This window comes from Allobosea sp. P4_E12 (genome assembly GCF_056401655.1).
Genome location: NZ_JBFUIY010000006.1, coordinates 36455 through 56992 on the forward strand (window position 1 = coordinate 36455; position 20538 = coordinate 56992).

21 protein-coding genes are annotated in these 20538 nt (G+C 66.3%); 7 read left to right on the forward strand and 14 right to left on the reverse strand.

Annotated elements, in window-relative coordinates; all coding sequences use genetic code 11:
- Nucleotides 1–190: 190 nt before the first annotated feature.
- Nucleotides 191–1390 (reverse strand): mandelate racemase/muconate lactonizing enzyme family protein, encoded by a 1200-nt coding sequence (locus AC1DW9_RS09110; protein ID WP_476775759.1) that lies wholly within the window; start codon nt 1388–1390, stop codon nt 191–193.
- A complete protein-coding gene (locus tag AC1DW9_RS09115) occupies nt 1387–2133 on the reverse strand; it encodes a GntR family transcriptional regulator (RefSeq protein ID WP_476775760.1) in 747 nt (248 codons plus the stop codon). The genes AC1DW9_RS09110 and AC1DW9_RS09115 overlap by 4 nt, the downstream gene beginning before the upstream one ends.
- Nucleotides 2134–2232: 99 nt before the next feature.
- On the opposite strand from AC1DW9_RS09115, the gene AC1DW9_RS09120 reads away from it, so the two are divergent.
- The 6 genes from AC1DW9_RS09120 (at nt 2233) to AC1DW9_RS09145 (ending at nt 9501) form a co-directional block, all read left to right on the forward strand.
- Nucleotides 2233–3270 carry a succinylglutamate desuccinylase/aspartoacylase family protein gene (locus AC1DW9_RS09120; RefSeq protein ID WP_476775761.1) on the forward strand — a complete coding sequence of 346 codons (1038 nt, stop codon included), beginning with the start codon at nt 2233–2235 and terminating at the stop codon, nt 3268–3270.
- A 32-nt stretch (nt 3271–3302) separates the two neighbouring features.
- Complete coding sequence (locus tag AC1DW9_RS09125; RefSeq protein WP_476775762.1) at nt 3303–4841, forward strand: ABC transporter substrate-binding protein; 1539 nt, start codon at nt 3303–3305, stop codon at nt 4839–4841.
- A gap of 115 nt (nt 4842–4956) precedes the next feature.
- On the forward strand, nt 4957–5901 hold the full coding sequence (locus tag AC1DW9_RS09130) for an ABC transporter permease (protein WP_476775763.1): 945 nt from the start codon (nt 4957–4959) through the stop codon (nt 5899–5901).
- A complete protein-coding gene (locus AC1DW9_RS09135; RefSeq protein ID WP_476775764.1) occupies nt 5898–6761 on the forward strand; it encodes an ABC transporter permease in 864 nt (287 codons plus the stop codon). The genes AC1DW9_RS09130 and AC1DW9_RS09135 overlap by 4 nt, the downstream gene beginning before the upstream one ends.
- 62 nt (nt 6762–6823) lie before the next feature.
- Nucleotides 6824–8311, forward strand: a complete 1488-nt coding sequence (locus AC1DW9_RS09140; RefSeq protein ID WP_476775765.1) for a M81 family metallopeptidase — start codon at nt 6824–6826, stop codon at nt 8309–8311.
- 11 nt (nt 8312–8322) lie between these two features.
- A complete protein-coding gene (locus AC1DW9_RS09145) occupies nt 8323–9501 on the forward strand; it encodes a mandelate racemase/muconate lactonizing enzyme family protein (protein WP_476775766.1) in 1179 nt (392 codons plus the stop codon).
- Between the two features lie 19 nt (nt 9502–9520).
- Here the strand turns inward: AC1DW9_RS09145 and AC1DW9_RS09150 are convergent, their stop codons facing one another.
- Nucleotides 9521–10516 carry an aldo/keto reductase gene (locus tag AC1DW9_RS09150; RefSeq protein ID WP_476775767.1) on the reverse strand — a complete coding sequence of 332 codons (996 nt, stop codon included), beginning with the start codon at nt 10514–10516 and terminating at the stop codon, nt 9521–9523.
- Between the two features lie 108 nt (nt 10517–10624).
- Here AC1DW9_RS09150 and AC1DW9_RS09155 point away from each other — a divergent pair, with 108 nt between their 5' ends.
- Complete coding sequence (locus tag AC1DW9_RS09155) at nt 10625–11518, forward strand: LysR family transcriptional regulator (RefSeq protein WP_476775768.1); 894 nt, start codon at nt 10625–10627, stop codon at nt 11516–11518.
- A gap of 33 nt (nt 11519–11551) precedes the next feature.
- Here AC1DW9_RS09155 and AC1DW9_RS09160 read toward each other — a convergent pair whose 3' ends face one another.
- From AC1DW9_RS09160 to AC1DW9_RS09210, 11 genes are all read right to left on the reverse strand, one after another.
- Nucleotides 11552–12283 carry a DUF4405 domain-containing protein gene (locus AC1DW9_RS09160; protein ID WP_476775769.1) on the reverse strand — a complete coding sequence of 244 codons (732 nt, stop codon included), beginning with the start codon at nt 12281–12283 and terminating at the stop codon, nt 11552–11554.
- A 17-nt stretch (nt 12284–12300) separates the two neighbouring features.
- Complete coding sequence (locus tag AC1DW9_RS09165; protein ID WP_441488584.1) at nt 12301–12783, reverse strand: cytochrome P460 family protein; 483 nt, start codon at nt 12781–12783, stop codon at nt 12301–12303.
- Nucleotides 12784–12958: 175 nt separating this feature from the next.
- Nucleotides 12959–13387: a carboxymuconolactone decarboxylase family protein gene (locus tag AC1DW9_RS09170; RefSeq protein WP_476775770.1), complete on the reverse strand. Its 429-nt coding sequence runs from the start codon at nt 13385–13387 to the stop codon at nt 12959–12961.
- A 78-nt stretch (nt 13388–13465) separates the two neighbouring features.
- Nucleotides 13466–14557: an alpha/beta hydrolase gene (locus AC1DW9_RS09175; protein WP_476775771.1), complete on the reverse strand. Its 1092-nt coding sequence runs from the start codon at nt 14555–14557 to the stop codon at nt 13466–13468.
- A gap of 171 nt (nt 14558–14728) precedes the next feature.
- Complete coding sequence (locus AC1DW9_RS09180) at nt 14729–15271, reverse strand: GNAT family N-acetyltransferase (protein ID WP_441488581.1); 543 nt, start codon at nt 15269–15271, stop codon at nt 14729–14731.
- 254 nt (nt 15272–15525) lie between these two features.
- Nucleotides 15526–15858, reverse strand: coding sequence for a cupin domain-containing protein (locus AC1DW9_RS09185; protein WP_441488580.1), 333 nt, complete (start codon nt 15856–15858; stop codon nt 15526–15528).
- A gap of 57 nt (nt 15859–15915) precedes the next feature.
- Entirely contained in the window at nt 15916–16794 is an 879-nt protein-coding gene (locus AC1DW9_RS09190) for a branched-chain amino acid ABC transporter permease (RefSeq protein WP_441488579.1), read from the reverse strand.
- Entirely contained in the window at nt 16787–17635 is an 849-nt protein-coding gene (locus AC1DW9_RS09195) for an ABC transporter ATP-binding protein (protein ID WP_441488578.1), read from the reverse strand. The genes AC1DW9_RS09190 and AC1DW9_RS09195 overlap by 8 nt, the downstream gene beginning before the upstream one ends.
- Nucleotides 17632–18597, reverse strand: a complete 966-nt coding sequence (locus tag AC1DW9_RS09200; RefSeq protein ID WP_441488577.1) for a branched-chain amino acid ABC transporter permease — start codon at nt 18595–18597, stop codon at nt 17632–17634. Before AC1DW9_RS09200 ends, AC1DW9_RS09195 begins: the two co-directional genes overlap by 4 nt.
- Complete coding sequence (locus tag AC1DW9_RS09205) at nt 18566–19312, reverse strand: ABC transporter ATP-binding protein (RefSeq protein ID WP_441488576.1); 747 nt, start codon at nt 19310–19312, stop codon at nt 18566–18568. The genes AC1DW9_RS09200 and AC1DW9_RS09205 overlap by 32 nt, the downstream gene beginning before the upstream one ends.
- Nucleotides 19309–20448, reverse strand: coding sequence for an ABC transporter substrate-binding protein (locus AC1DW9_RS09210; protein ID WP_476775773.1), 1140 nt, complete (start codon nt 20446–20448; stop codon nt 19309–19311). Before AC1DW9_RS09210 ends, AC1DW9_RS09205 begins: the two co-directional genes overlap by 4 nt.
- Nucleotides 20449–20538: the final 90 nt, after the last annotated feature.

Below are 20538 nucleotides of genomic sequence, written 5' to 3' on the forward strand. Positions count from 1 at the left end.
AGCCGGAGCTGGGCGAACAGGACAGGGGGCTGTCAGCTAAATGTCAGCTTGCCCGGCGTAAGCTGATCTGAGCGCGGCACATCTTCAGCCCCCCAGCTCTTGTGTCGCGCCCGCCTCGGCCCCGCCGTTTCACATGATCCGGCGGGGCTTCGCATGTCGGGGCCTTGGCCGCACTGCCCTCTAGCCTGGCTCAGGCGAAGAGCAGCCCGGGGTTCGGCGTGTAGCGGGCGAGCTTGTCCTGGTCGATGCTGACGCCGAGGCCCGGCCGGTCGGGGATCGTCAGCCAGCCTTCGCCGTCGAGAACGAAGGGCTCGGCGAGGATGCCGTCGACATAGGGGCTACCGCCGATGAACTCGACCAGATCCGCGCTCGGGAACGCAGCGGCCATCTGCAGGTCGGCCGCGAGGCCGAGCGCCGTGTTCCAGCCATGGCCGATATATTTCACGCCGAAATCATCGGCCATCCAGGCGATGCGGCGCTGCTCCGACAGGCCCCCGACCTTGGTGACGTCTGGCTGGACGATGTCGACGGCGCCGCGCGCCAGCCAGGGCAGGAAGGCCTGGCGCCGCGTCAGCACCTCGCAGCCCGCGATCGGCACCGGCGAACACAGCCGCAGCTCGCGATATTCCTCGATCGCGTCGGGGCGCACCGGCTCCTCGAACCAGCCGACATCGAAATCCGCCAGCATTTCCGCGGTGCGCTTGGCCCATTTGAAGCCATGCGGCCAGAGCGCATCGCTTGCGCCGGCATCGACGAAGAGCTTGGCCTTGTCGCCGGCGGCCTCGCGCGCCGCCCGCACGATCGCTTCGTCGAGCCGGGTGTCCAGCGCCCGGCCGAACGGCCCCCAGCCGATCTTGAAGGCGGTGAAGCCCTTGTCGCGATAGGTCGCGATCACCTCGCGCATCGCCGCCGGCTCTTCCATCAGCAGCGAGCAATAGGGTTGCACGCGGCGGCGATAGCTGCCGCCGAGCAGCCGCCCGACGCTGAGCCCGGTCGCCTGGCCGAGAATGTCCCAGAGCGCGATGTCGATGCCGCTGATCGTATGGGTGAGCGTACCGCCGCGTCCCATCCAGAACGTGTTCTGGTGCAGCCGTTCGCTGAGATGATCGGGGGAGAGCGCGTCCTCGCCGAGGTACAGCGGCTCGAGCACCTTGAGCCCGGCCTGCACCAGCCGCCCATCCGTGAACGAGCTGCCATAGCCGATCAGCCCCTGGTCGGTATGGACCGCGATCAGGGCATGGATCGAGTCGTCCGGCCGGATCTCCGCCGACCAGCCGCCCTTGGGGCTCTCGCCGAAGAGCGGGGCGGCCTCGATCCGTGTGATCTTGAAGGGGGGGAGGGCGGTGGGCCGCGGGGTCGTCCTGGCAGGGCTTATCTCGGAAACAGTCACGCTTCGTCCCTTTCTGCGCGGCGGCGGGCAATGATGGCTTCGTAATCCATGGCCTGGTTCATCACGGTGATGTGCTCGTCCAGCGCGGCGCGGATTGCCGCGATGTCGCCGGCCTCGAACACCACGAGCAGGTCCTGGTGCTCCTCGACGACGCCGAGCATCGGCTTGCCGAAGGTCGCCAGGCCAAAAATGATGGTGAATTGCCGCGACAGCGTCTCCCAGAGATCGAGCGTCACGCTGTTGCCGCCGAGTTCGCAGAGCGCGCGGTGGAACAGCGTGTCGGCCGCGGCGACGCCATAGGCATCGTGGCGGGCCGCCATCAGCTCCATTTCCGCAACCGCCTTGCGTAAGGGGTCGAGATGGTGGCCGCGATTGCGCCCGGCCGCGGTCGCCCGCCCCATCGCGCTGGCTTCGAGCGCGATGCGGGTTTCGATGAGGTCGGCAACCCGGTCATTCGTCACCGGGCGCAGCCGGATGCCCTTGTAGGGCTCGTTGACGACGACACCCTGGCTCTCGAGCAGCCGCAGCGCCTCGCGCACCGGTACGCGGCTGACGCCGAGTTTGCGAGCGAGCTCGGCCTCGACGACCCGGTCCCCGGGCAGGATCAGGCCGGCGGCTGCGCCGGCGATGATGGCCTCGATCGCCTGGTCGACCAGGGTTTGCGGCTGCAGCGGAAGCCAGCCGGTGCCGCGGGATGCCGGCCTCGGTGCTTCAGTCCCCGGATTCGTCTTCGCCTGCTGCATTCTCGCCTTCTGCATCCTGCCCGCTCAGTGGTGGCCTCACTTGACTAATCGTAGAATCGTATACGATCATACGATTGTAAGAGCAAGGAGGGGGTGGGAATGGTGACCGTTGCCGAGAGCCGCATTCGCTGCGAAATCGATCTCGATGCGCCAGGGCGCCAGGCCGGCTACCTGAAGGCGCCGCTCTCGCGAAACACCTCCGGCTGGGGCACGGTCGAGATTCCGATCATCAGCGTGCGCAACGGCACGGGGCCGACCGTGCTGTTTACAGGCGGCGTCCATGGCGACGAGTATGAAGGTCCGATCGCCATCTCCCGGCTCGCGCGCAGCCTGGATGCTGGCGCGATCCAGGGGCGCGTCATCATGATACCGGCGCTGAACATCCCGGCCGTGATGAACGACACGCGGCTGTCGCCGGTCGATAACCGCGACATGAACCGCTGCTTCCCCGGCAATCCGCGCGGGACCTTCTCGGAGATGCTGGCGCATTTCGTCGATGCGGTGCTGCTGCCGCATGTCGATATCTCCGTCGACCTTCACACGGCGGGCCATTCCGGCGACTCCGCCTTGTCGACCAACATGCATTACGTCGCCGATGTCGGGCTCCGGGAGCGCACCATGGCGGCGGCCGCGGCCTTCGGCGCGCCCTATAATGTCGTGTTCTGGGGCGTCGACGAGGGCGCGACCCTGACATCCTCGGTCGAGCGCCGCGGCATTCTCTCGCTCGGCACCGAGCTCGGCGGCTGGGGGCGCGTCAATGTCGAGGGCGTGCGCATCGCCGACCGTGCGCTGCTCAACATTCTCAAGCATTTCAAGCTGATGGAGGGCAGCCCCGATACGCGCCAGCGCGATGGGGCGAAAGGCACCCGCCACATGATGGTCCGCAACGCCGCCGGATACAGCTTTGCGCCATCCGGCGGCCTGTTCGAGCCTAAGAATGTCGTCGGCGATATCTGCCGGGCCGGCGAACTCGCCGGGCTGCTGCATTTCGTCGAGGATGTCGACCGGCCACCGATCGAGCTTCGCTACCAGCTCGACGGCGTCCTGTGGATGTCGGCCGGTCCGGGCCGCGTCCAGCGCGGCGACGCCGTGGCCGTGGTGATGGAGGATTACGACGAGACCCGCGCTGCCCAGTGACGTCCTGAATAATCAAAAAGGGGAGATCAGGCATGAAAAAGCACAGCATTCTCGGCCACGCGCTTGCAGCAACCATGCTCCTGTCGATGCAGGCCGGAGCCTCCGCCCAGCAGAAGGGCGGGGACGTCGTCATCGGCATCAGCCAGGCGCCGCCTTCGCTCGATGCGCAGATCACCTCGGCGCAGGCGTCTCGGAACGTCACCCTGCATGTTTTCGAGACGCTCTATGCCCGCGACGAGAATGCCAGGCCGGTGCCGGAGCTGGCCGAGGGCGTCACCATCTCGCCCGATGGCAAGACCTATGTCTTCCCGATCCGCAAGGGCGTGAAGTTCCATAACGGCAAGGAGCTCGACGCCAATGACGTCGTCGCCTCGCTCGAGCGCTACCGCAAGATCGGCGCCTCGCTCGCGCTGGTTTCCGCGATTGACAGCATCAAGGCGACCGGCCCGCATGAAGTCACCATCACGCTGAAGCAGGTTCAGGCGACATTCCTCGACAACCTCTCCTCGCCGCGGGCGCCGCTGGCGATCTATCCGGCGAGCGAGGCGGCGAAAGAGGCCGGCAAGATCGAGATCATCGGCACCGGCCCCTATAAATTCGTCGAGTACAAGCCCGACAGCCATGTGAAGCTCGCCCGCTTCGACGGCTATGTGCCCAATCCCAACGGCACGGGGCGCGACGGTTTCGCGGGCAAGAAGGAAGCCTTCCTCGACACCGTGACCTTCCGCTTCATGCCGGAGGGTGGCGCCCGCACCGCAGCGCTCGAATCCGGTCAGATCCAGTTCAACGAGACGGCGGATGGGCCGACCGCCAAGCGCCTCGGCAGCGATCCGCGCTTTTCGATCCACAAGGTGGTGCCCTTCGGCCTGCAGGTGATCAAGTTCAACCATGCCGAAGCGCCGGGCAACGACAAGAATTTCCGGCTCGCCGTCCAGGCCGCGTTGAACATGGACGACATCATGAGCATCGCCTATTCCGACATCAACCAGATGGATCCGAGCTGGCTCTATCCCGGTGCGCCGTTCTACAGCACGGCCGGCAGCGCCAAATACAACAAGGCCGATCTGGCTGAGGCCAAGGCGCTCCTGGCAAAATCCTCCTACAAGGGCGGCAAGACCACCTTCATCGTCGACAACCTGCGGGCCAATGTCGACACGGCGACCGTGCTGCAGGAGCGCCTGAAGGAGATCGGCATCACTGTCGATATCTCGATCGCCGACTGGCCGACGGTCTCGAAGATCGGCTTCACCCCGCAAGGCTGGACCTTCTGGACCCATGGCTTCGGCATCGAGCCCTTCGAGGGGCCGGCTTCCGTCATGGCGCCCTGGGTCAACGGCCTGTCGCAGCAGGCCAAGGACCCCGTCATCGACGAGTTGGCGGCGTCGCTCGGCAGCGAGATGGACGAGGCGAAGCGCAAGGCGCTGTTCGACCGCTTCCAGACCCATATGTATGACAACGCGGTTGCCATGAAGGCCGGCAATTACGGCGTCTTCCAGATCAGCACCGCCAAATTGAAGAACTTCAAGCCCTACCGCATCCCGCGCATGTGGGGCGTCTGGCTCGAGCGCTGACGCCAGCCTGTGGGCGCACAGATCCGTGCGCCCGCCGACCGGCCCGCCGTACGCAGGCCCGCCGTTGGCGGGCTGGCGGGCCGCGTGACGACGCTTTCTCCAAGCGGAAGATCTGATGGCAAGCTTTATGATCCGGCGGATCGCCAGCGCGATCCTGGTGCTCGCGCTGGTCTCGCTGATGTCCTTCGCCCTGATCTGGCTGGTTCCCGGCGATACGGCGGCGGCCTTCCTCGACGCCTCGGCCACGCCCGAGCAGGTCGCGGCGCTGCGCACGGCGCTTGGGCTGGACAAGGCGCTGCCGCTGCAGATGGCGGAATGGTACGGGCGCGTCCTCAGCGGCGATCTCGGGCAATCCGTGCTGCTGAACCGCTCCGTCGCCGGTGCATTGCTGGAGCGGCTGCCCGTGACGCTCTCGCTCGCCAGTTTTGCGCTCGCCATCGCCATCGCGCTCGGCGTGCCCGCCGGAGTCGCCGCCGCCGTCTTCCATAATCGCTGGCCGGACCAGCTCTTCATGACGACGGCGCTGCTCGGCCTCTCCGTCCCCGATTTCTGGCTCGGGCTGGTGATGGTGCTGGTCTTCGCCGTCTCTCTCGGCTGGCTGCCGAGCGGCGGTTTCACCGCCTTCGGCACCGACCCGCTCGGCTGGCTCAAGACGGTCATCCTTCCGGCCTTCACCCTCGGGCTCGTGCAGGTCGGTTTCATCGCCCGCATGGCGCGCGCCTCGATGCTGGAAACGCTGAACCAGGATTTCGTCCGCACGGCCAATGCCAAGGGCCTGTCGCGCGTCTATATCGTGCTGCGCCACGGCCTGCCCAACGCCATGATCCCGATCCTGACCGTGATCGGCATCGTCGCCGGTGCGCTGCTTGGCGGCGCCGTCATCATCGAGCAGGTCTTCTCGATACCCGGCATCGGCCGGCTCATCGTCGGCGCCATCGCCTCCCGCGACTTTCCCGTGCTCCAGGGCGGCCTGCTCTTCCTGGCGGTGGTCTATCTCCTGATCAATCTGATCGTCGATCTTCTCTACGCAGTCGTCGACCCGCGGGTGAGGCTGTCTTGACGATCGCTTTTCACAAGCCCGCCCTGAGCCCGCGACAGGCGAGCCTGCGACGGCTCGCCCGCAGCCGTTCCTTCCAGATCGGGGCCGCGATCGTGCTCGCCATTGTCCTGGTCGCACTGCTGGCCGATCTGCTCGCGCCCTTCGATCCGCTGCGCAGCAATGCCCGCATGCGCCTGACGCCGCCGAACGCCACCCACTGGTTCGGCACCGACCATTTCGGCCGCGACATTCTCTCCCGCGTCATGGTCGGGGCCCGGATCTCGCTCAGCATCGGCGCGGCGACCGTCCTTCTCACCGGCCTCTTCGGCACCGTCATCGGCGCGGTCGCAGGGTTCTTCCCGCGCTTCGACAACCCGATCATGCGGCTGATGGATGCGCTGATGGCGTTCCCCTCCATCGTGCTCGCCATGGTGGTCAGCGCCGTGCTCGGCGCCTCGCTGACCAATGTCGTGATCGCCCTGTCGATCGCCACCATGCCTCACACCGCCCGCATCGTCCGTGCTTCGGTGCTGGTCGCGCGCGAGCTTGAGTATGTCGAGGCCGCCCGCTCGCTCGGCGCGGGCGAATTGTCGATCCTGTTCCGGCATGTGCTGGTCAATGCCATGGGGCCGCTGATCGTCCGGCTGACCTATGTCTTTGCCGTCGCCATCCTCGCCGAGGCGGCGCTCTCCTTTGTCGGCGCCGGGCCGCCGCCGCCCGCGCCCTCCTTCGGTGCGATCATCGCCCAGGGCCGCGATTTCATGCGCGAGGCGCCGTGGATCACGATCTTTCCGGGGCTGGCGATCGTCCTGTCCGTGCTCGGCCTCAACCTGCTCGGCGACGGCCTGCGCGACGCCCTTGATCCGCGCTCGACCCTATAGCCGCCGCCATCCCGAAGGCGGGCGCGGAGAACCGCGCCCGAGCGATAAACCGGAGACCTGACGTGAAACGCATCCTCATCGCCGAATGCAAGCAGGAGATCTCGTCCTTCAATCCGCTCCCGTCGGGCTACGGCAATTTCCACATCAGGCGGGGTGACGGGCTCTATGAGCAGCGCGGCACCAACCAGGAGATCGGTGGCGCGCTCGCCGTGTTCGAAGCGCGCGGTGATATCGCCGTGGTGCCGACGATCAGCGCGCGGGCCGGCAGCGCCGGCCTGCTCTCCGCCGAGGGCTGGAAGCGCCTGTCGCAGGAATTCCTCGACGCCGTCTTCGCGCGTCTCGACGGGATCGACGGCATCTATGTCTGTCTGCATGGCGCGATGGCGGCCGAGGGCGAGCTCGATCCTGAGGGCTACCTGCTCGAGGCGCTGCGCAAGCGCGTCGGGCCGGACATGCCGATCGTCATCTCGCTCGACCTGCATGGCATCCTGACCGACCGCATGCTGCGGCAGGTCAATGGTTTCGCGATCTACTGGACCTATCCGCATGTCGATTTCGCCGATACCGGGCGCCGCGCCTCGGCGCTGCTGCTGCGCCTGATGGAGGGCGGGCTTCGTCCGGTTGCCGCGCGCGTCGTCATGCCGACGCTGGTCCGCGGCGACGAGCTCATCACCAAGACTGGCTGCTATGGCGATCTCCTGCGCGACTGCCGGCGCCTCGAGGAGGAGGGCAGGGCGCTCGCTGCCGGCATCATGATCGGCAACCCGTTCACCGACGTGCCGGAACTGTGCTCGCAGGTCCTGATCCTGACCGACGGTGACGCGGCCACGGCTGAACGCGAGGCGCTTCGCCTCGCCGAGGAATTCTGGCCGCAACGCTTCCGGATGCAGGGCAAGCTGATCGGGCTCGAGCGCGCCATCGCCCAATCCCAGACGATGGCAGGTCCGTTGATCTTCACCGATGCGGCCGACGCCACTTCCTCGGGCGCGTCCGGCGATAGCAACGCCATCATCGCGGCTTTGCACGCGGCCGGTTACGGCGGGAAGGTGCTCGCGCCGCTGGTCGATGTTGCAGCGGCCGCCGCCGCGCACAAGGCCGGCGTCGGCGCGACGATCAGCGTCGCGCTCGGCGGCAGCATCGACCCCGCCCGCTTCACGCCGATGCAGGTCGAGGCCAAGGTCAAGCTGCTCTCGAATGGCGAAGCGCTGCTGGAAACGATGAAGGCGCCGCTTGCGGCCGGTCCGGCGGCGGTGCTGACCTTCGGCGTGTTCACGATCGTCGTCATGACCCATTCGGTCAGCCTGTTCGACCGGGCGATGTATTACGCCAATGGCCTGAACCCGCAGGATTTCGACCTCGTCGTGGTCAAGTCGCCCCATACCGAGCACCACATGTTCGAGCAGTGGTGCGAGCATAATTTCAACATCGATGCGCCGGGCGCGACCTCGGCCAATCTCCGGAGTCTCGGGCACAGCATTTGCGCGCGCCCGATGTATCCGCTCGAGGCCGATGCGGCCTTCGCACCGAACCCCGTCATCTACACGCTGTGAAGGACAAGCCCGTGCCGACGATCGATGCAGTCGATTTCTTCTACCTGTCCATGCCCGTGGTGACGGACGAGGCCGATGGCAGCCAGGATGCCCTGCTGGTGCGGGTAGCCGCCGGCGGCCAGATCGGCTGGGGCGAGTGCGAGGCAGCCCCGTTGCCCTCGATCGCAGCCTTCATCTGCCCGATGTCGCATGGGGTCTGCCGCCCCGTCGCCGATTCCGTTCTCGGCAAGCCGCTCGAAAGCCCGGCCGATATCGCGCAGATCTCGGCTGACGTCGCCTATAACTCGATGGACCTGCTGCAGGCGCCGCACACCTTGTCGGGCGTCGAAATGGCGTTGTGGGATGTGCTCGGCAAGCTGCGCGGAGAGCCCGTTTGGCGCCTGCTCGGCTATGAGCGCAGCCACCCCAAGACGCCCTATGCCTCGGTGCTGTTCGGCGACACGCCGCAGGAGACGCTGGCGCGCGCCCGCGATGCGAGAGCGCGCAACTTCCGGGCCGCCAAGTTCGGCTGGGGGCCGATCGGGCGGGGCAGCGTCGCCACGGATGCCGAGCATTTCGTCGCCGCGCGCGAAGGGCTTGGCGCAGACGGCATCCTGCTGGTCGATACCGGCCAGATCTTCATCGAGGATGTCGAGCGTGCCGCTGCTCGGCTGCCCGCGCTGGAGAAGGCCGGCGCGCTCTGGTTCGAGGAGCCGTTCCAGGCGAGCGCCGTCGACGCCTATGCGGCCCTGGCCAGGCGCAGTGCGACCGTGCGGCTGGCGGGCGGCGAGGGCGCGCATAACGTCCATATGGCGAAGCAACTGATCGATCATGGCGGCGTCGGCTATATCCAGATCGATTGCGGCCGGATCGGCGGCGTCGGCCCGTCAAAGGAGGTGGCCGATTACGCGGTCGCCAGGGGCGTGACCTTCGTCAATCATAGCTTCACCTCGCATCTGGCGCTCTCGGCCTCGATCCAGCCCTATGCCGGCCTGAAGGATCACGTCATCTGCGAATACCCGGCGATGCCCAAGCCCGTCGCGCTGGCCTTCACCCGCAACCACCTCGAAAGGGACGGGAATGGCGATATCAGCGTGCCCGACGTGCCTGGTTTGGGCCTGGAGATCGACGAGGACGGCGTCCGCCAGTATCTCCAGGACGTCGAGATCAAGGTGAACGGCAAAGTGCTCTACGCGACGCCGCAGATCTGAGACGCGGGCATGACGAGCGCTAGAGGCCCGTCATCTTCAAGGCGGCTGCGGGCAAGCGCTCCCCGGTCAAGGTCATGGTCGACAAAGCCTCATCGATCTCGCGCAGATCGCCCGCGGTCAGTTCGACCTGCGCCGCGGCTATATTCTCCTCGAGGCGGTGAGGCTTCGTCGTGCCGGGGATGGGAACGATCCACGGCTTCTGCGCCAGCAGCCAGGCCAGTGCGACTTGCGCCGGCGTCGCGCCCTTGTCCTCGGCAACGCTTTCAATGAGCCTGACCAAGGCTGCATTGGCCTTGCGGGCCTCCACGGAAAAGCGCGGCACTGCGTTGCGGAAATCTGTCGGTTCGAAGGTCGTGGTCTCGTCGATCTTGCCCGTCAGGAAACCGGCGCCGAGCGGGCTGAACGGCACGAAACCGATGCAGAGCTCTTCGAGCACAGGCAAGGTCTCCGCTTCCGCGTCGCGATAGAACAGCGAGTATTCGCTCTGGACGGCTGCGACGGGATGAACCGCATGCGCCCTGCGGATCGTCGCCGCGCCGGCCTCGGACAGCCCGAAATGCCGGACCTTGCCTTCCGCGACCAACGCTTGGACTGCGCCGGCCACCTCCTCGATGGGAACATCGGGATCGACACGGTGCTGATAGAAGATGTCGATGGCGTCAGTGCGAAGCCGCTTCAGGGACGCCTCGGCGACCCGCCTGATATGCTCGGGTCGGCTGTTCAGTCCTGGGCGCCGTTCTCCGGTCCTCTGGTCGATGTCGAACCCGAACTTGGTCGCGATCACGACGTGCTCGCGGATCGGCGCGAGCGCCTCGCCCAGGAGTTCCTCATTGACGAAGGGCCCATAGGATTCGGCGGTGTCGAACAAGGTCACCCCTCGGTCGAAGGCCAGGCGGATCAACTCGACCCCGGCTTTTGCCTCGATGGCCTGGCCATAGCCATAGCTCAGGCCCATGCAGCCGAGGCCAAGCGCCGACACGCTCAGGCCGCTCTTGCCGAGTGTCCGTTTCTGCATGGCTCACCTCACAATCTGAAGATCGATGTTGATGCAGGGTATCTAGCGAGCGCGGCCGGTGATGATTAGGAGCTATAATCCGCAAGAGCTCATAAGGCCCCCTAATCAATGGCGCAGCCGAACTTCAATGACCTCGCCGCCTTCGCCATGGTGGCGCGGGAGCGCAGCTTCACCAAGGCCGGGGCCAAGCTGGGCGTCTCGCAATCGGCCCTGAGCCAGACGATCAAGGCACTCGAGGAACGGCTGAAGCTGCGCCTGCTGACCCGCACGACGCGCAGCGTGGCGCCCACGGAGGCGGGCAAGAGACTGCTGGAGACCGTTGGTCCGCGCTTCGAGGAGATCGAGGCCGAGATCGCAGCGCTCGGCGAATTGCGCGGCAAACCTGCGGGAACGGTACGCATCACGGCCGGAGAGCACGCGGCGGTCGCCATGCTGCAGCCGGCCCTGCGCAAGTTCCTGCCGGATCATCCCGACATCACGGTCGAAATCATCGTCGATTACGGCCTCGTCGATATCGTCGCGGCTGGCTACGACGCCGGCGTGCGCCTTGGCGAGCAGCTGGCGAAGGACATGATCGCGGTTCGCATCGGCCCTGAGATGCGGATGGCCGTGATTGGCTCACCGGACTATTTCGTTCGCTACGGCGTTCCCGAATCTCCGCAGGACCTGACGGCCCATAACTGCATCGCGTCGCGCCTGCCGACCTATGGCGGGCTTTTCGCCTGGGGGCTGGAAAAGGACGGCCGCGAGATCAAGGTCCGCGGCGAGGGGCAGCTTGTGTTCAACAGCCTCGCCATGCGGCTGAACTCCGCCTTGGACGGGTTGGGACTCGCCTATTTGCCGGAGGATCAGGCCATCCCGCATATCCGGGACGGGCGCCTCGTGCGCGTGCTCGAGGATTGGTGCCCGCCATTCCCCGGCTATCATCTCTATTATCCGAGCCGCCGGCATGTCTCGCCGGCCCTGGCCGTCCTGATCGACGTTCTGCGCTACCGCGATTGATTTCGCCAACCGACGCGGCCGGTCATCGGCCTCTCATGCCTGGCTGGCCTGACCGGGCTCCGCGCCCGGCAAGTCTCGTGGGCGACCGCTCCCAAGGGGCCGGCCGGGTTGGGCGAGCTTCAGGCTGTAATAGGTGGCGACCATGAACAGCCCGGCGATCGCCGCGCAATGGATGAAGAAGCCCGCCACCGCGTCCTCGAAATTCCACCAATCCAGTGTCACCTGCATGGAGAGCTTGGTTCCAAGCCCGAGGACCGTGCAGCTCCAGGCGCCGTGGATGGCGATCGTCACGGCTGCTGCCCGCAGCAGGAGCGTTCGCAGCCTGCTGGGCGTTCTGATGCCGAACAGGTTACGCGCCACGCCCATCAGCATCGGCCAGCGCAGCCCGAGATGGATCGCGACGATCACCAGGACCCAGTAGGCGGCAAGGGTGTGGATCTGCCGAATGGTGAAGCCGCCCCAGGCCGGCAGATAGGCGGCAAGGGCATGCGAGATCAGCACGCTGGTCGCGACCAGCGCCAGCATGGCGATCAGGAGCGCGACGGTGACGCTGATGTTGAGCAGGCTGCGCCGCCCGTGCCGGGTCCGCGCGACGGCGCCATACCAGCGCCGGTTGAAGACGTTATGGGCGATCAGGAGCAGGAACAGCGCCGTTCCCGCGATCTCATGGGCAGGATTGCCCAGCCACCAATAGGCGAGATCGAGCAGCAGCAGGAAGGCCGCCAGAGCGTCGAGCCAGAGCCGGGATATGAAGACAGAGTTCACCTCGCGCTCCCCTGGACCTATTCGACGGGCTTGCCGTCGAAACGGGGGATGCGGTAGCCGGTGAACAGGAATTCGCTGCCCGACTGGCTCTGGTGGCAGGACTGGCAGCGGGCGGTGTTCTCGCTCGTGTTGATCGTCCGATCGGGCCAGAACCACTGGAACTGCCAGTCGCCGGTGCGGCGGCGGTCGTCGTAATCCGCGCCCCAGTTCTGGCCCTTCTCCATCACGAAATAGCGGAACAGCTTTCCGTCGCGATGATCGACCAGCACGAAATGGGTTCCGGCCGGCACTGGCTGGCGGTTCTTCACGGCCTCGATCGCCGCGGGCGTCGTCATGATATGTTCGGTGACGTTGCCGCGCCGGACGGTGGTGTAGTGGACCAGCGTGTCGAGTTCGGGAAACGTCACCCTCGTGGCCTCCGCATGGACCCGCCAGCCCACCGTGAGGACGGCGGCCATGGACAGGCTTGCCAGGGCGATCTGAAGCGTAGGCACCTTCATGAATGGGTTGTCCTTGGATTGCTCATTGGAGACATGATTGCTTCTGGCCGCGGCCGTGCCGTCGAGGGCCGGGGAGGTCGCGGAATGGCCACGCCCTGCGTTGCAGAGGGGCTGCGCCGACCGTTCGCTCCATCGGGACCAGGTGGTGCAAGCTCTGGAACGACCATCCCGGGCCTCATTTCGGCTTGAACACGTCGCGCGCAACCGCGACCGCCGAAACGGCGTTCGGCCAGCCCGTGTAGAAGGCGAGCTGCGTGATCGCCTCGACGAGCTCTTCCTCCTTCACGCCGTTCTGCCGCGCCAGGGCGAGATGGGACCGCAACTGATCAGGGCGGTTCATGGCAATGAGAGCGCTGACGGTGACCAGGCTGCGGTCGCGCCTGGAGAGGCCTGGCCGCTCCCAGATGTCGCCGAACAGGACAGTGTCGGTGAGCTCGGCCAGCTTTGGCGCGATATCGCCCATCAGCTGCTGCGCCCGGGAAGGCGGCTTTGGCGTCGCCGGCTGGGTCGGGGCTGGCGCCTGGGGTTGGGCGTAGGAGGTCGTTGCGTGGCCAGCAGCGAACAGGCATGTGGCGGCGAGCAGGGCACGCGCGAGGGGGCTCATGGTGGGGCTTTCCTTGTCCGAATGAGTGGCCGCGACAGGCATGCGCCGTCGTCGTGCCGGCGAGAGTGCTGGGAGTGATCAGTCCAGCTGCTTGTCCGCCAGGAAGCGCGAGACCTGGTCCGCAATCTCGATGTTGTTCAGGTCCGAGAACGGGAAATGCGTGTTGCCCCGTATGCCGATCTCCGACAGGTGGACCAAAGTGACTTGGCCGCCATGCTTGTTGACGGTGTCGCGCCAGATCCGAGCCATCTCCAGCCGGCCACGCCAGGCGTCCTGGGTCGGAACATCGGACGCCTTCGACGGGATATTGTCGCCGTAGAAGATGATGATCGGCAGCTTGGTCAGTGCCATGAAGTCCGACATCGGCACCGGCGTGCCTTCAAGCGTGTCGAACGCGGTCGGCACAGGCTTCGGCAGCTCGCCCTGCGGGAAGACGAAGCCGCTGCCGGGCTCGAAGGCGACGATCGCCTTGACGTTTTTGCTCTTGATCGCGGTCAGCCAGCCTGGCCCGCCGCTCTGCGAATGCGTCATCAGGATGCCGGGACCGATCCTGGCGAACAGCGCCGACACGCCATCGGAAATCAGGTTTGCATCGAACGGGCCGGTGTTCGGGGTCATGGCACGGAAATACTGGTTCAGCGTCTCCGGCTTGCGGTCGAACTGGACGCCGTCGAAATAGGTCGGCCAGATGCCGACGCGGAACTGGCCGAACCAGAACTGCTCGTCGGGAGTCGGCTTGATGGTCGCCTCGACCGTGCTGCGGCCGGCATTGCCGCGCCGCGGCTGGTCGATGAGATAGGTCGCGAAACGGCGGCGCAGGAAAATGTTCTGGAAGCCTTCGCGCCCGTCTGGTGTCGTCTCCCAGGTCTTCGAGAATTGCCCGGCCCCGTGCCACATCACGATGGGGAGTTTCCGCGGGGCGACCGGCAGCTGGTAGAAGGCGTAGAGATGATCGCCATGGAAGGTCTGCCCGGCCGGCTGCAGGGGTTTCATCGCATCGAATGTGCCCGGGGCGCTGGCGATCACGCCGCCGACCGCGAAACTGCCCTGGTCCTGAATGACCAAAGGCTCTGGCTTCCCGGCAGATTGTGAAAGCGCAGGCGTCAGACTGAGCAGACCGGTCGCGATCAGGATGGATGGAAGCAGGAATAGCGTCTTGATCGTCGGCATGCGCCCCTCGGTTGCTGCGTCAGCTTCGCGGGGAACCTAACGATCTGGCCGATATTCGATTAGGCTCAATGATTCACTAGGACAGATAAGCGGTGCTAATGAATGCCGGCGGTGCCGCGATCGCCGACCACCGCACGGAAACGCGGCTGTCCCGGGGCGGCCGCCCCTCGCTCACTCCAGCGTTACGGAGGCGGGCAGGACGTAGCGGCGCTGCAGGATTGTCTCGCCTCTCGAGCGGGAGCTTCGCTGAACGGTGTCCAGTGGGCGAAAGCCGAGTTTGAGAAGCACCTGCCCCGAAGCTGCGTTGTCGACGGCATGTCCGGAGAGAAGCTGCGACAGGCCGACTGTTCGAAACGCGAAGTTCAGGACCGCTCGTGCCGCTTCCGATGCATAGCCGCAGCCCCAGCTGGCCTGCTCGAACCAATAGCCGAGTTCCCCCTCGCCTTGAGAGATCTCATCGACGTCGATGACCCCGATGGCTCTGCCCTGGAGCTCGACCGCAAAACGATAGGCTTCTCCCGCTGCCCATTCGCGCGGATGGTCGGCGAACCATTGCGCGATGTCTGCTCGATCGGGCGGAAACGACGCCATTCGCAGCATGCGCGTCACCTCCCAGTCCGACTGTATTTCAAAGGCGCGATCAGCATCCGCGAGGCTCGTTGGGCGCAGAACCAGGCGATCCGTTGTCAAATGTTGCGGAGGGATGCGAGCCATAGTCTACCGCCAGCTGATCATCATGAGTGCCACCAAGGCCATGACGATAAGCCCGTCGTGATTGCCCGCAATGGGCGACATCGGGTGCTGCCGCGCCGTCCCGCCTAGGTCCGTATTCGGCCAAGAGGCCGACGTCCGGCACTGGCGCGACCCGGCGGGATGCGGCCAGACGCGATCGACCAGCCCCTCGGCTCCCTCGTGGGCTGTGACTTTTCCCTCGAATGCGCCCCCCTTGGGCCTGGAACCCCTTGGTTTCAGGCGTATTCCGGGCGGCGCGGTGTGAAGACGTCAAGATTGAGCACGGGCTCGTCGCCGACGACCTCGCCCCAATGCTCGACATTGGACGGGATCACGACGAGCCCGCCGGGGCCGACGAGATGCTCTTCGCCGCCGATGAAGAAGCGCAGCGTCCCACTCACGATATAGGCGATCTGCTCATGGGGATGGCTGTGCGGCCTGGGCTCATGGCCAGGCATCAGCCGGTGCAACGCCACTGTCGCGGCACTACCGGAGAAGGCCTTGCGGTCCACGCCTGGACGCACCGGCGTCCACGGAATCTGGCTCCAGTCGATCTTGTGAATGTCCATGGTGGATCTCCCGATTGAACAAGAGCGACCGTCCGGGCGGTCGGGTGCGTCGCTTGTCTACTTGGCCGCGCCGAGGATGCCGGACGGCCGGATGAACAGGAAGAGCAGCAGCACCGACAGCGCCGCGACGTTCTTCAGGCCCGCGCCGAAGCCGACGATGGCGAGTGCCTGCAGCAGGCCGAGCAGCAACCCGCCGAGAAAGGCGCCGAAAGGCCGCCCGAAGCCGCCGACGATCGCGGCGATGAAGCCGCTGATCGCGAAGGGCACGCCGACATTGAAGGCGGTGTACTGCGTCGGTGTGATCAGGATGCCGGCAATGGCGCCGAGCGCCGCGCTCAGCGCGAAGGCCAGTGCCAGCATGCGCGCGACCGGGATGCCTTGCAGCGCAGCCGCCTCGCGGTTGATCGAGCAGGCGCGCATGGCCTTGCCGGTCCGCGTCAGGCCGAAGAAGGCGGCAAGCGCTGCGACGATCGCAAGCGATCCCCCGACGATCCAGATCAGCTGGTAGCCAATCGCGACGCTACCGATCATCAGCGGCGGGAGGTCGGTGAAGACCGGCAGGGTCTTGGGCTGGTCGCCGACTGCGATCAGCGTCAGCCGCTCGATCACGATCTGGGCGGCCAGCGTCGCCAGGATCATCACGAACATCGTCGCCTTGCGGTTCCAAAGCGGCCTGACGACGACGCGCTCGATCGCCACGCCGAGCACGGCGACGGCTGCGATCGCGATCAGGGCGGCGACCGGCAGCGGCACGCCGTTACGCGCGAACAGCACCTGGGTAATCAAGCCGCCGAGCATCACGAAGGCGCCTTGCGCGAAATTCACGATGCCGCTGGCGTTGTAGATCACGCAGAAGCCGATGCCGATCAGGCCGTAGACGCAGCCGATGCCGAGCCCGCTGACGAGCACTTGCGGGATATAGGACAAGTCAGCCATGGGCCGCCTCCTGCGTGCCGGGCGTGTCGGTGGAAGACTTGTTCAGGGAAGACTTGTCCGAGGAGGACTTGTTCGAGAAAGACTTGCCGGTGCCGAGATAGGCCGCGATCACGGCCGGGTCGGCGCGGACCTCGGCCGGCGTGCCCTCTGCGATCTTGCGGCCGAAATCCACCACGACGACGCGGTCGGCGGTATTCATCACCAGCGTCATGTCGTGTTCGATCAGGAGCACGCTGGTGCCTTCGTCGGCGATGCGCCGGATGGTGCGCGAGAGCACGGCTGATTCCTCGGTATTCAGGCCGGCCGCCGGCTCGTCGAGCAGGATGAGCCGTGGCCCCGCCGCCATGGCGCGCGCCAGTTCAAGCATGCGCTGGCGGCCATAGGGCAGGCCCGATGCCGGTTCGTCGGCCATCCCTGCGAGACCGGCGAAGGCGAGGAGGTCGCGCGCCCGGGCTTCGACGGCTGCCTCCTCGCGGCGGGCAGAGGCCGGCCGCAGCAATGCCGAGAACAGGCCGGCCTTGCCCTGCAGGTGACACCCGACCTTGACGTTATCGAGCACGCTCAGATCCTCGAACAGCTTGACGAGCTGGAAGGTCCGCACCAGTCCCGCAGTGGCGATCTCTGCGGGCGGCCGGCCGGTGATGTCCTTGCCCTCGAAGACGATCCGGCCTGCGCTCGGCGGCAGGAAGCCGGAGATCAGGTTGAACAGCGTCGTCTTGCCGGCGCCATTGGGGCCGATCACGGCGGTGACGCCCTCGGCAGGGACCTCGAACGAGACATCGTCGACTGCGACGAGGCCGCCGAAGCGGCGCGTCACGCCGTCCAGGCGAAGCCGGCTCACGAGCGCCCCCGCGGGGCAAAGAGGCCGGCGAGGCCGCGCGGCGCATAGATCAGCAGCAGGATCAGCGCCGCGCCATAGGCGAGGTCCTGATAGTCCTTGAAGGCGCGAAAAGTCTCCGGCAGCAGGCTGACGATCAGCGCCCCGACCAAAGGTCCGGCGACCGTGCCGATGCCGCCGACATAGAGCATGGTGAAGGTGACGATGACCATGTGCAGCCCGAAGACCTCGGGGCTGACGAAGCCGACGACATGCACGAAGAGCGAGCCCGCGAGCGCGGCAAAACCGGCCGAGAGCAGGAAGGCCGCGAGTTTGTAGCGCGCGACGTCGATGCCGAGCGCCGTCGCCGCCTCCTCGCTGCCGGCGACAGCCGAGAGCGCTCGGCCGAAACGCGAGCGGCGGATGCGCGCTGCCGCAAAGGCGCAAGCCGCGACAACCAGCGAGAGCAGGATGAGCTGGCCGCGGTCGGAGGTGATCTCATAGGGACCGATCCCGAAGGGCGGGATGCCGGAGATGCCCATATAGCCCTGCGTCACTGACTGCCATTCGACGGTGATCTCGTAGGTGATCAGGCCGATGGCCAGCGTACCCATCGCGAGGTAATGGCCCTTCAGCCTGAGCGCGGGATAGCCGACGATCGCGGCGGCAATCACGGCCGCGACGATGCCGAGCACCATGGCGGGCAGGGGGCTCCAGCCATGGGTGGCGGTCAGCACGGCGGAGATATAGCCGCCGATCGCGGCGAAGGCGTTCTGCCCGAAGGAAACCTGCGCGGCGAAGCCCATGAACAGGTTCAGCCCGGTCACGAAGACCGCGTAGATCAGCGCAAAGGCGACGACCGTTGCGGCATAGCCGCCCACGATCATGGCATAGCCGACGACGAGCCCGGCGAAGAGCCAGGGCAGCAGGCCCACCAGCCTGAGCGGGCGCCGTTCAGGCGAAGTAATGCTGAGCGAGTTCGTCATGGGAGGTGATGTCACGCGGATCGAGTTCGGCGACGATGCGCCCGAGCGAAAGCAGGTAGACGCGGTTGGCAAGTTCGAGCGCGAGCGGCGCCTTCTGCTCGACCAGCACGATCGCCAGGCCTTCGCGGTTCAGGAGGCCGAGCGTCTCCAGGATTTCCTCGGTGACGCGCGGCGCGAGGCCGAGCGAGGGCTCGTCGAGCAGCAGCAGCTTCGGCCCGGCCATCAGCGCACGGCCAAGGGCGAGCATCTGCTGCTCGCCGCCGGACATGGAGCCTGCGGCCTGTCCGAGCCGTTCCTTCAGGCGCGGGAACAGGGTCAGCACGCGCTCGCGCCGGCGGTTGAATTCGGCCTTGTCCCGCAAGCGATAGGCGCCGAGTTCGAGATTGTCGGCAACGGACATCGGGGCGAAGAGACCGCGCCCCTCCGGCACCAGCACGATGCCGCGCGAAGCGACCGCGACTGCATCGTGCCGCGACAGCGCCTGGCCCCGGAAACGGACCTCGCCGCTATTGGCGGAGAGCCCCATGATCGCGCGCAGCAGCGTCGACTTGCCGGCCCCGTTGGGGCCGAGCACGGCGACGAGTTCGCCCTCGCCGATGTGCAGATCGACCCCGTGCAGCGCCTCGACATGGCCATAGCGCGCCGAGAGGCCGGTCGCGGCCAGGATCGGCGGAGCAGCGCTCGCTTCTATCTTGGTCGCGACCGCGAGGCTCATTGCACCACCTTGACCTTGCCGGCTTCGATGGTGGCCAGCACAAAGGGGTTCTCGGTGATGCCCTGATGCAGGTCCGGCCGGAAATTGTAGATGCCGGTCGTGCCCTGGAAGCCGGTCAACTCCTCATAGGCGGCGCGAACCTTCTCGCCCTCGAAGGACTTCGCCTTCTCGATCGCGGCGACCGTCAGCATGACGCCGTCCCAGCCGCGCGAGGCCCAGTTCGGGTCGCGATCCCTGTATTTTTCGCGCCAGGGCTCGAGGAAGGTCTTGATGCCGGTCTTGAGGGTGCCCTCGGGCAGCGCCTCATAGACCTGCGACGGCGAGGCGACGAAGAAGAACTTGTCGCCCAGCACCTCGGAGACCGGACCGAACACGGCCAGGTCCTCGAGGCTCGTCAGCAGCAGCATGTCGGCGCCGAGCTGCTTGATGTTCTTGGCCGCGGTCAGCGTCGTGCCGCCGAGCCCGATCTTCAGGATCGCGCCGGCGCCCGCCGAACGCGCCTTGCTGATCTGGACGCTGAGATCAGGGTCGTCCTGCTTGTACTGATCGACAGAGACGACCTCGAGGCCGTACTTGGCCGCGTTGCGCTCGGCCACGCCCTTCTGGAGATTGGCGTAGGGGGTCGGGTCATGCAGCACCGCGATCTTTCGGATCTGCGTCTTTTCCTTGAGGTATTCCAGGCGCTTGTCGACCTCGAAGCCGGCCGGCGGCAGGGTGGTGAAGGCCCAGGGCAGGTGCTCGGCCTGCTGCGGCAGGATCGAGCACAGCATCATCGGCACCTTGGCGCGCAAGAGCAGGCCGGCGGCGGCGAAATTGCCGGCCGAGACGCAGCCACTGACGAAGACGTCGACCTTGTCCGAGCTCAGCATCTTCCGATAGACGGTCACCGCCTCCTGCGGCTCGGATCGGTTGTCCTCGACGACAACCTGGATCTTGCGGCCCATGACGCCGCCCTTGGCGTTCACCGCCGCGACTGCCAGTTCGACGCCGTCGCGCCAGGCGCGATCGACCGTCGCAGCATAGCCGGTCAGACCTGCCGAGACGCCGATCTTGTAGGGCTCCTGCGCGCGGGCGGGCGCCGCGCCGACCATCGCGACGCTTGCGGCGATGCCGGCCGCAAATAGGGTCTGCTTCATCAACTGTCCTCCCGGTTTCCCTTGGCTTCGACTGGTCACCCCGGTGCGGGGCTCCGCCTTTTTCTTGGTCTTGTGCAACGATTTGGTCTT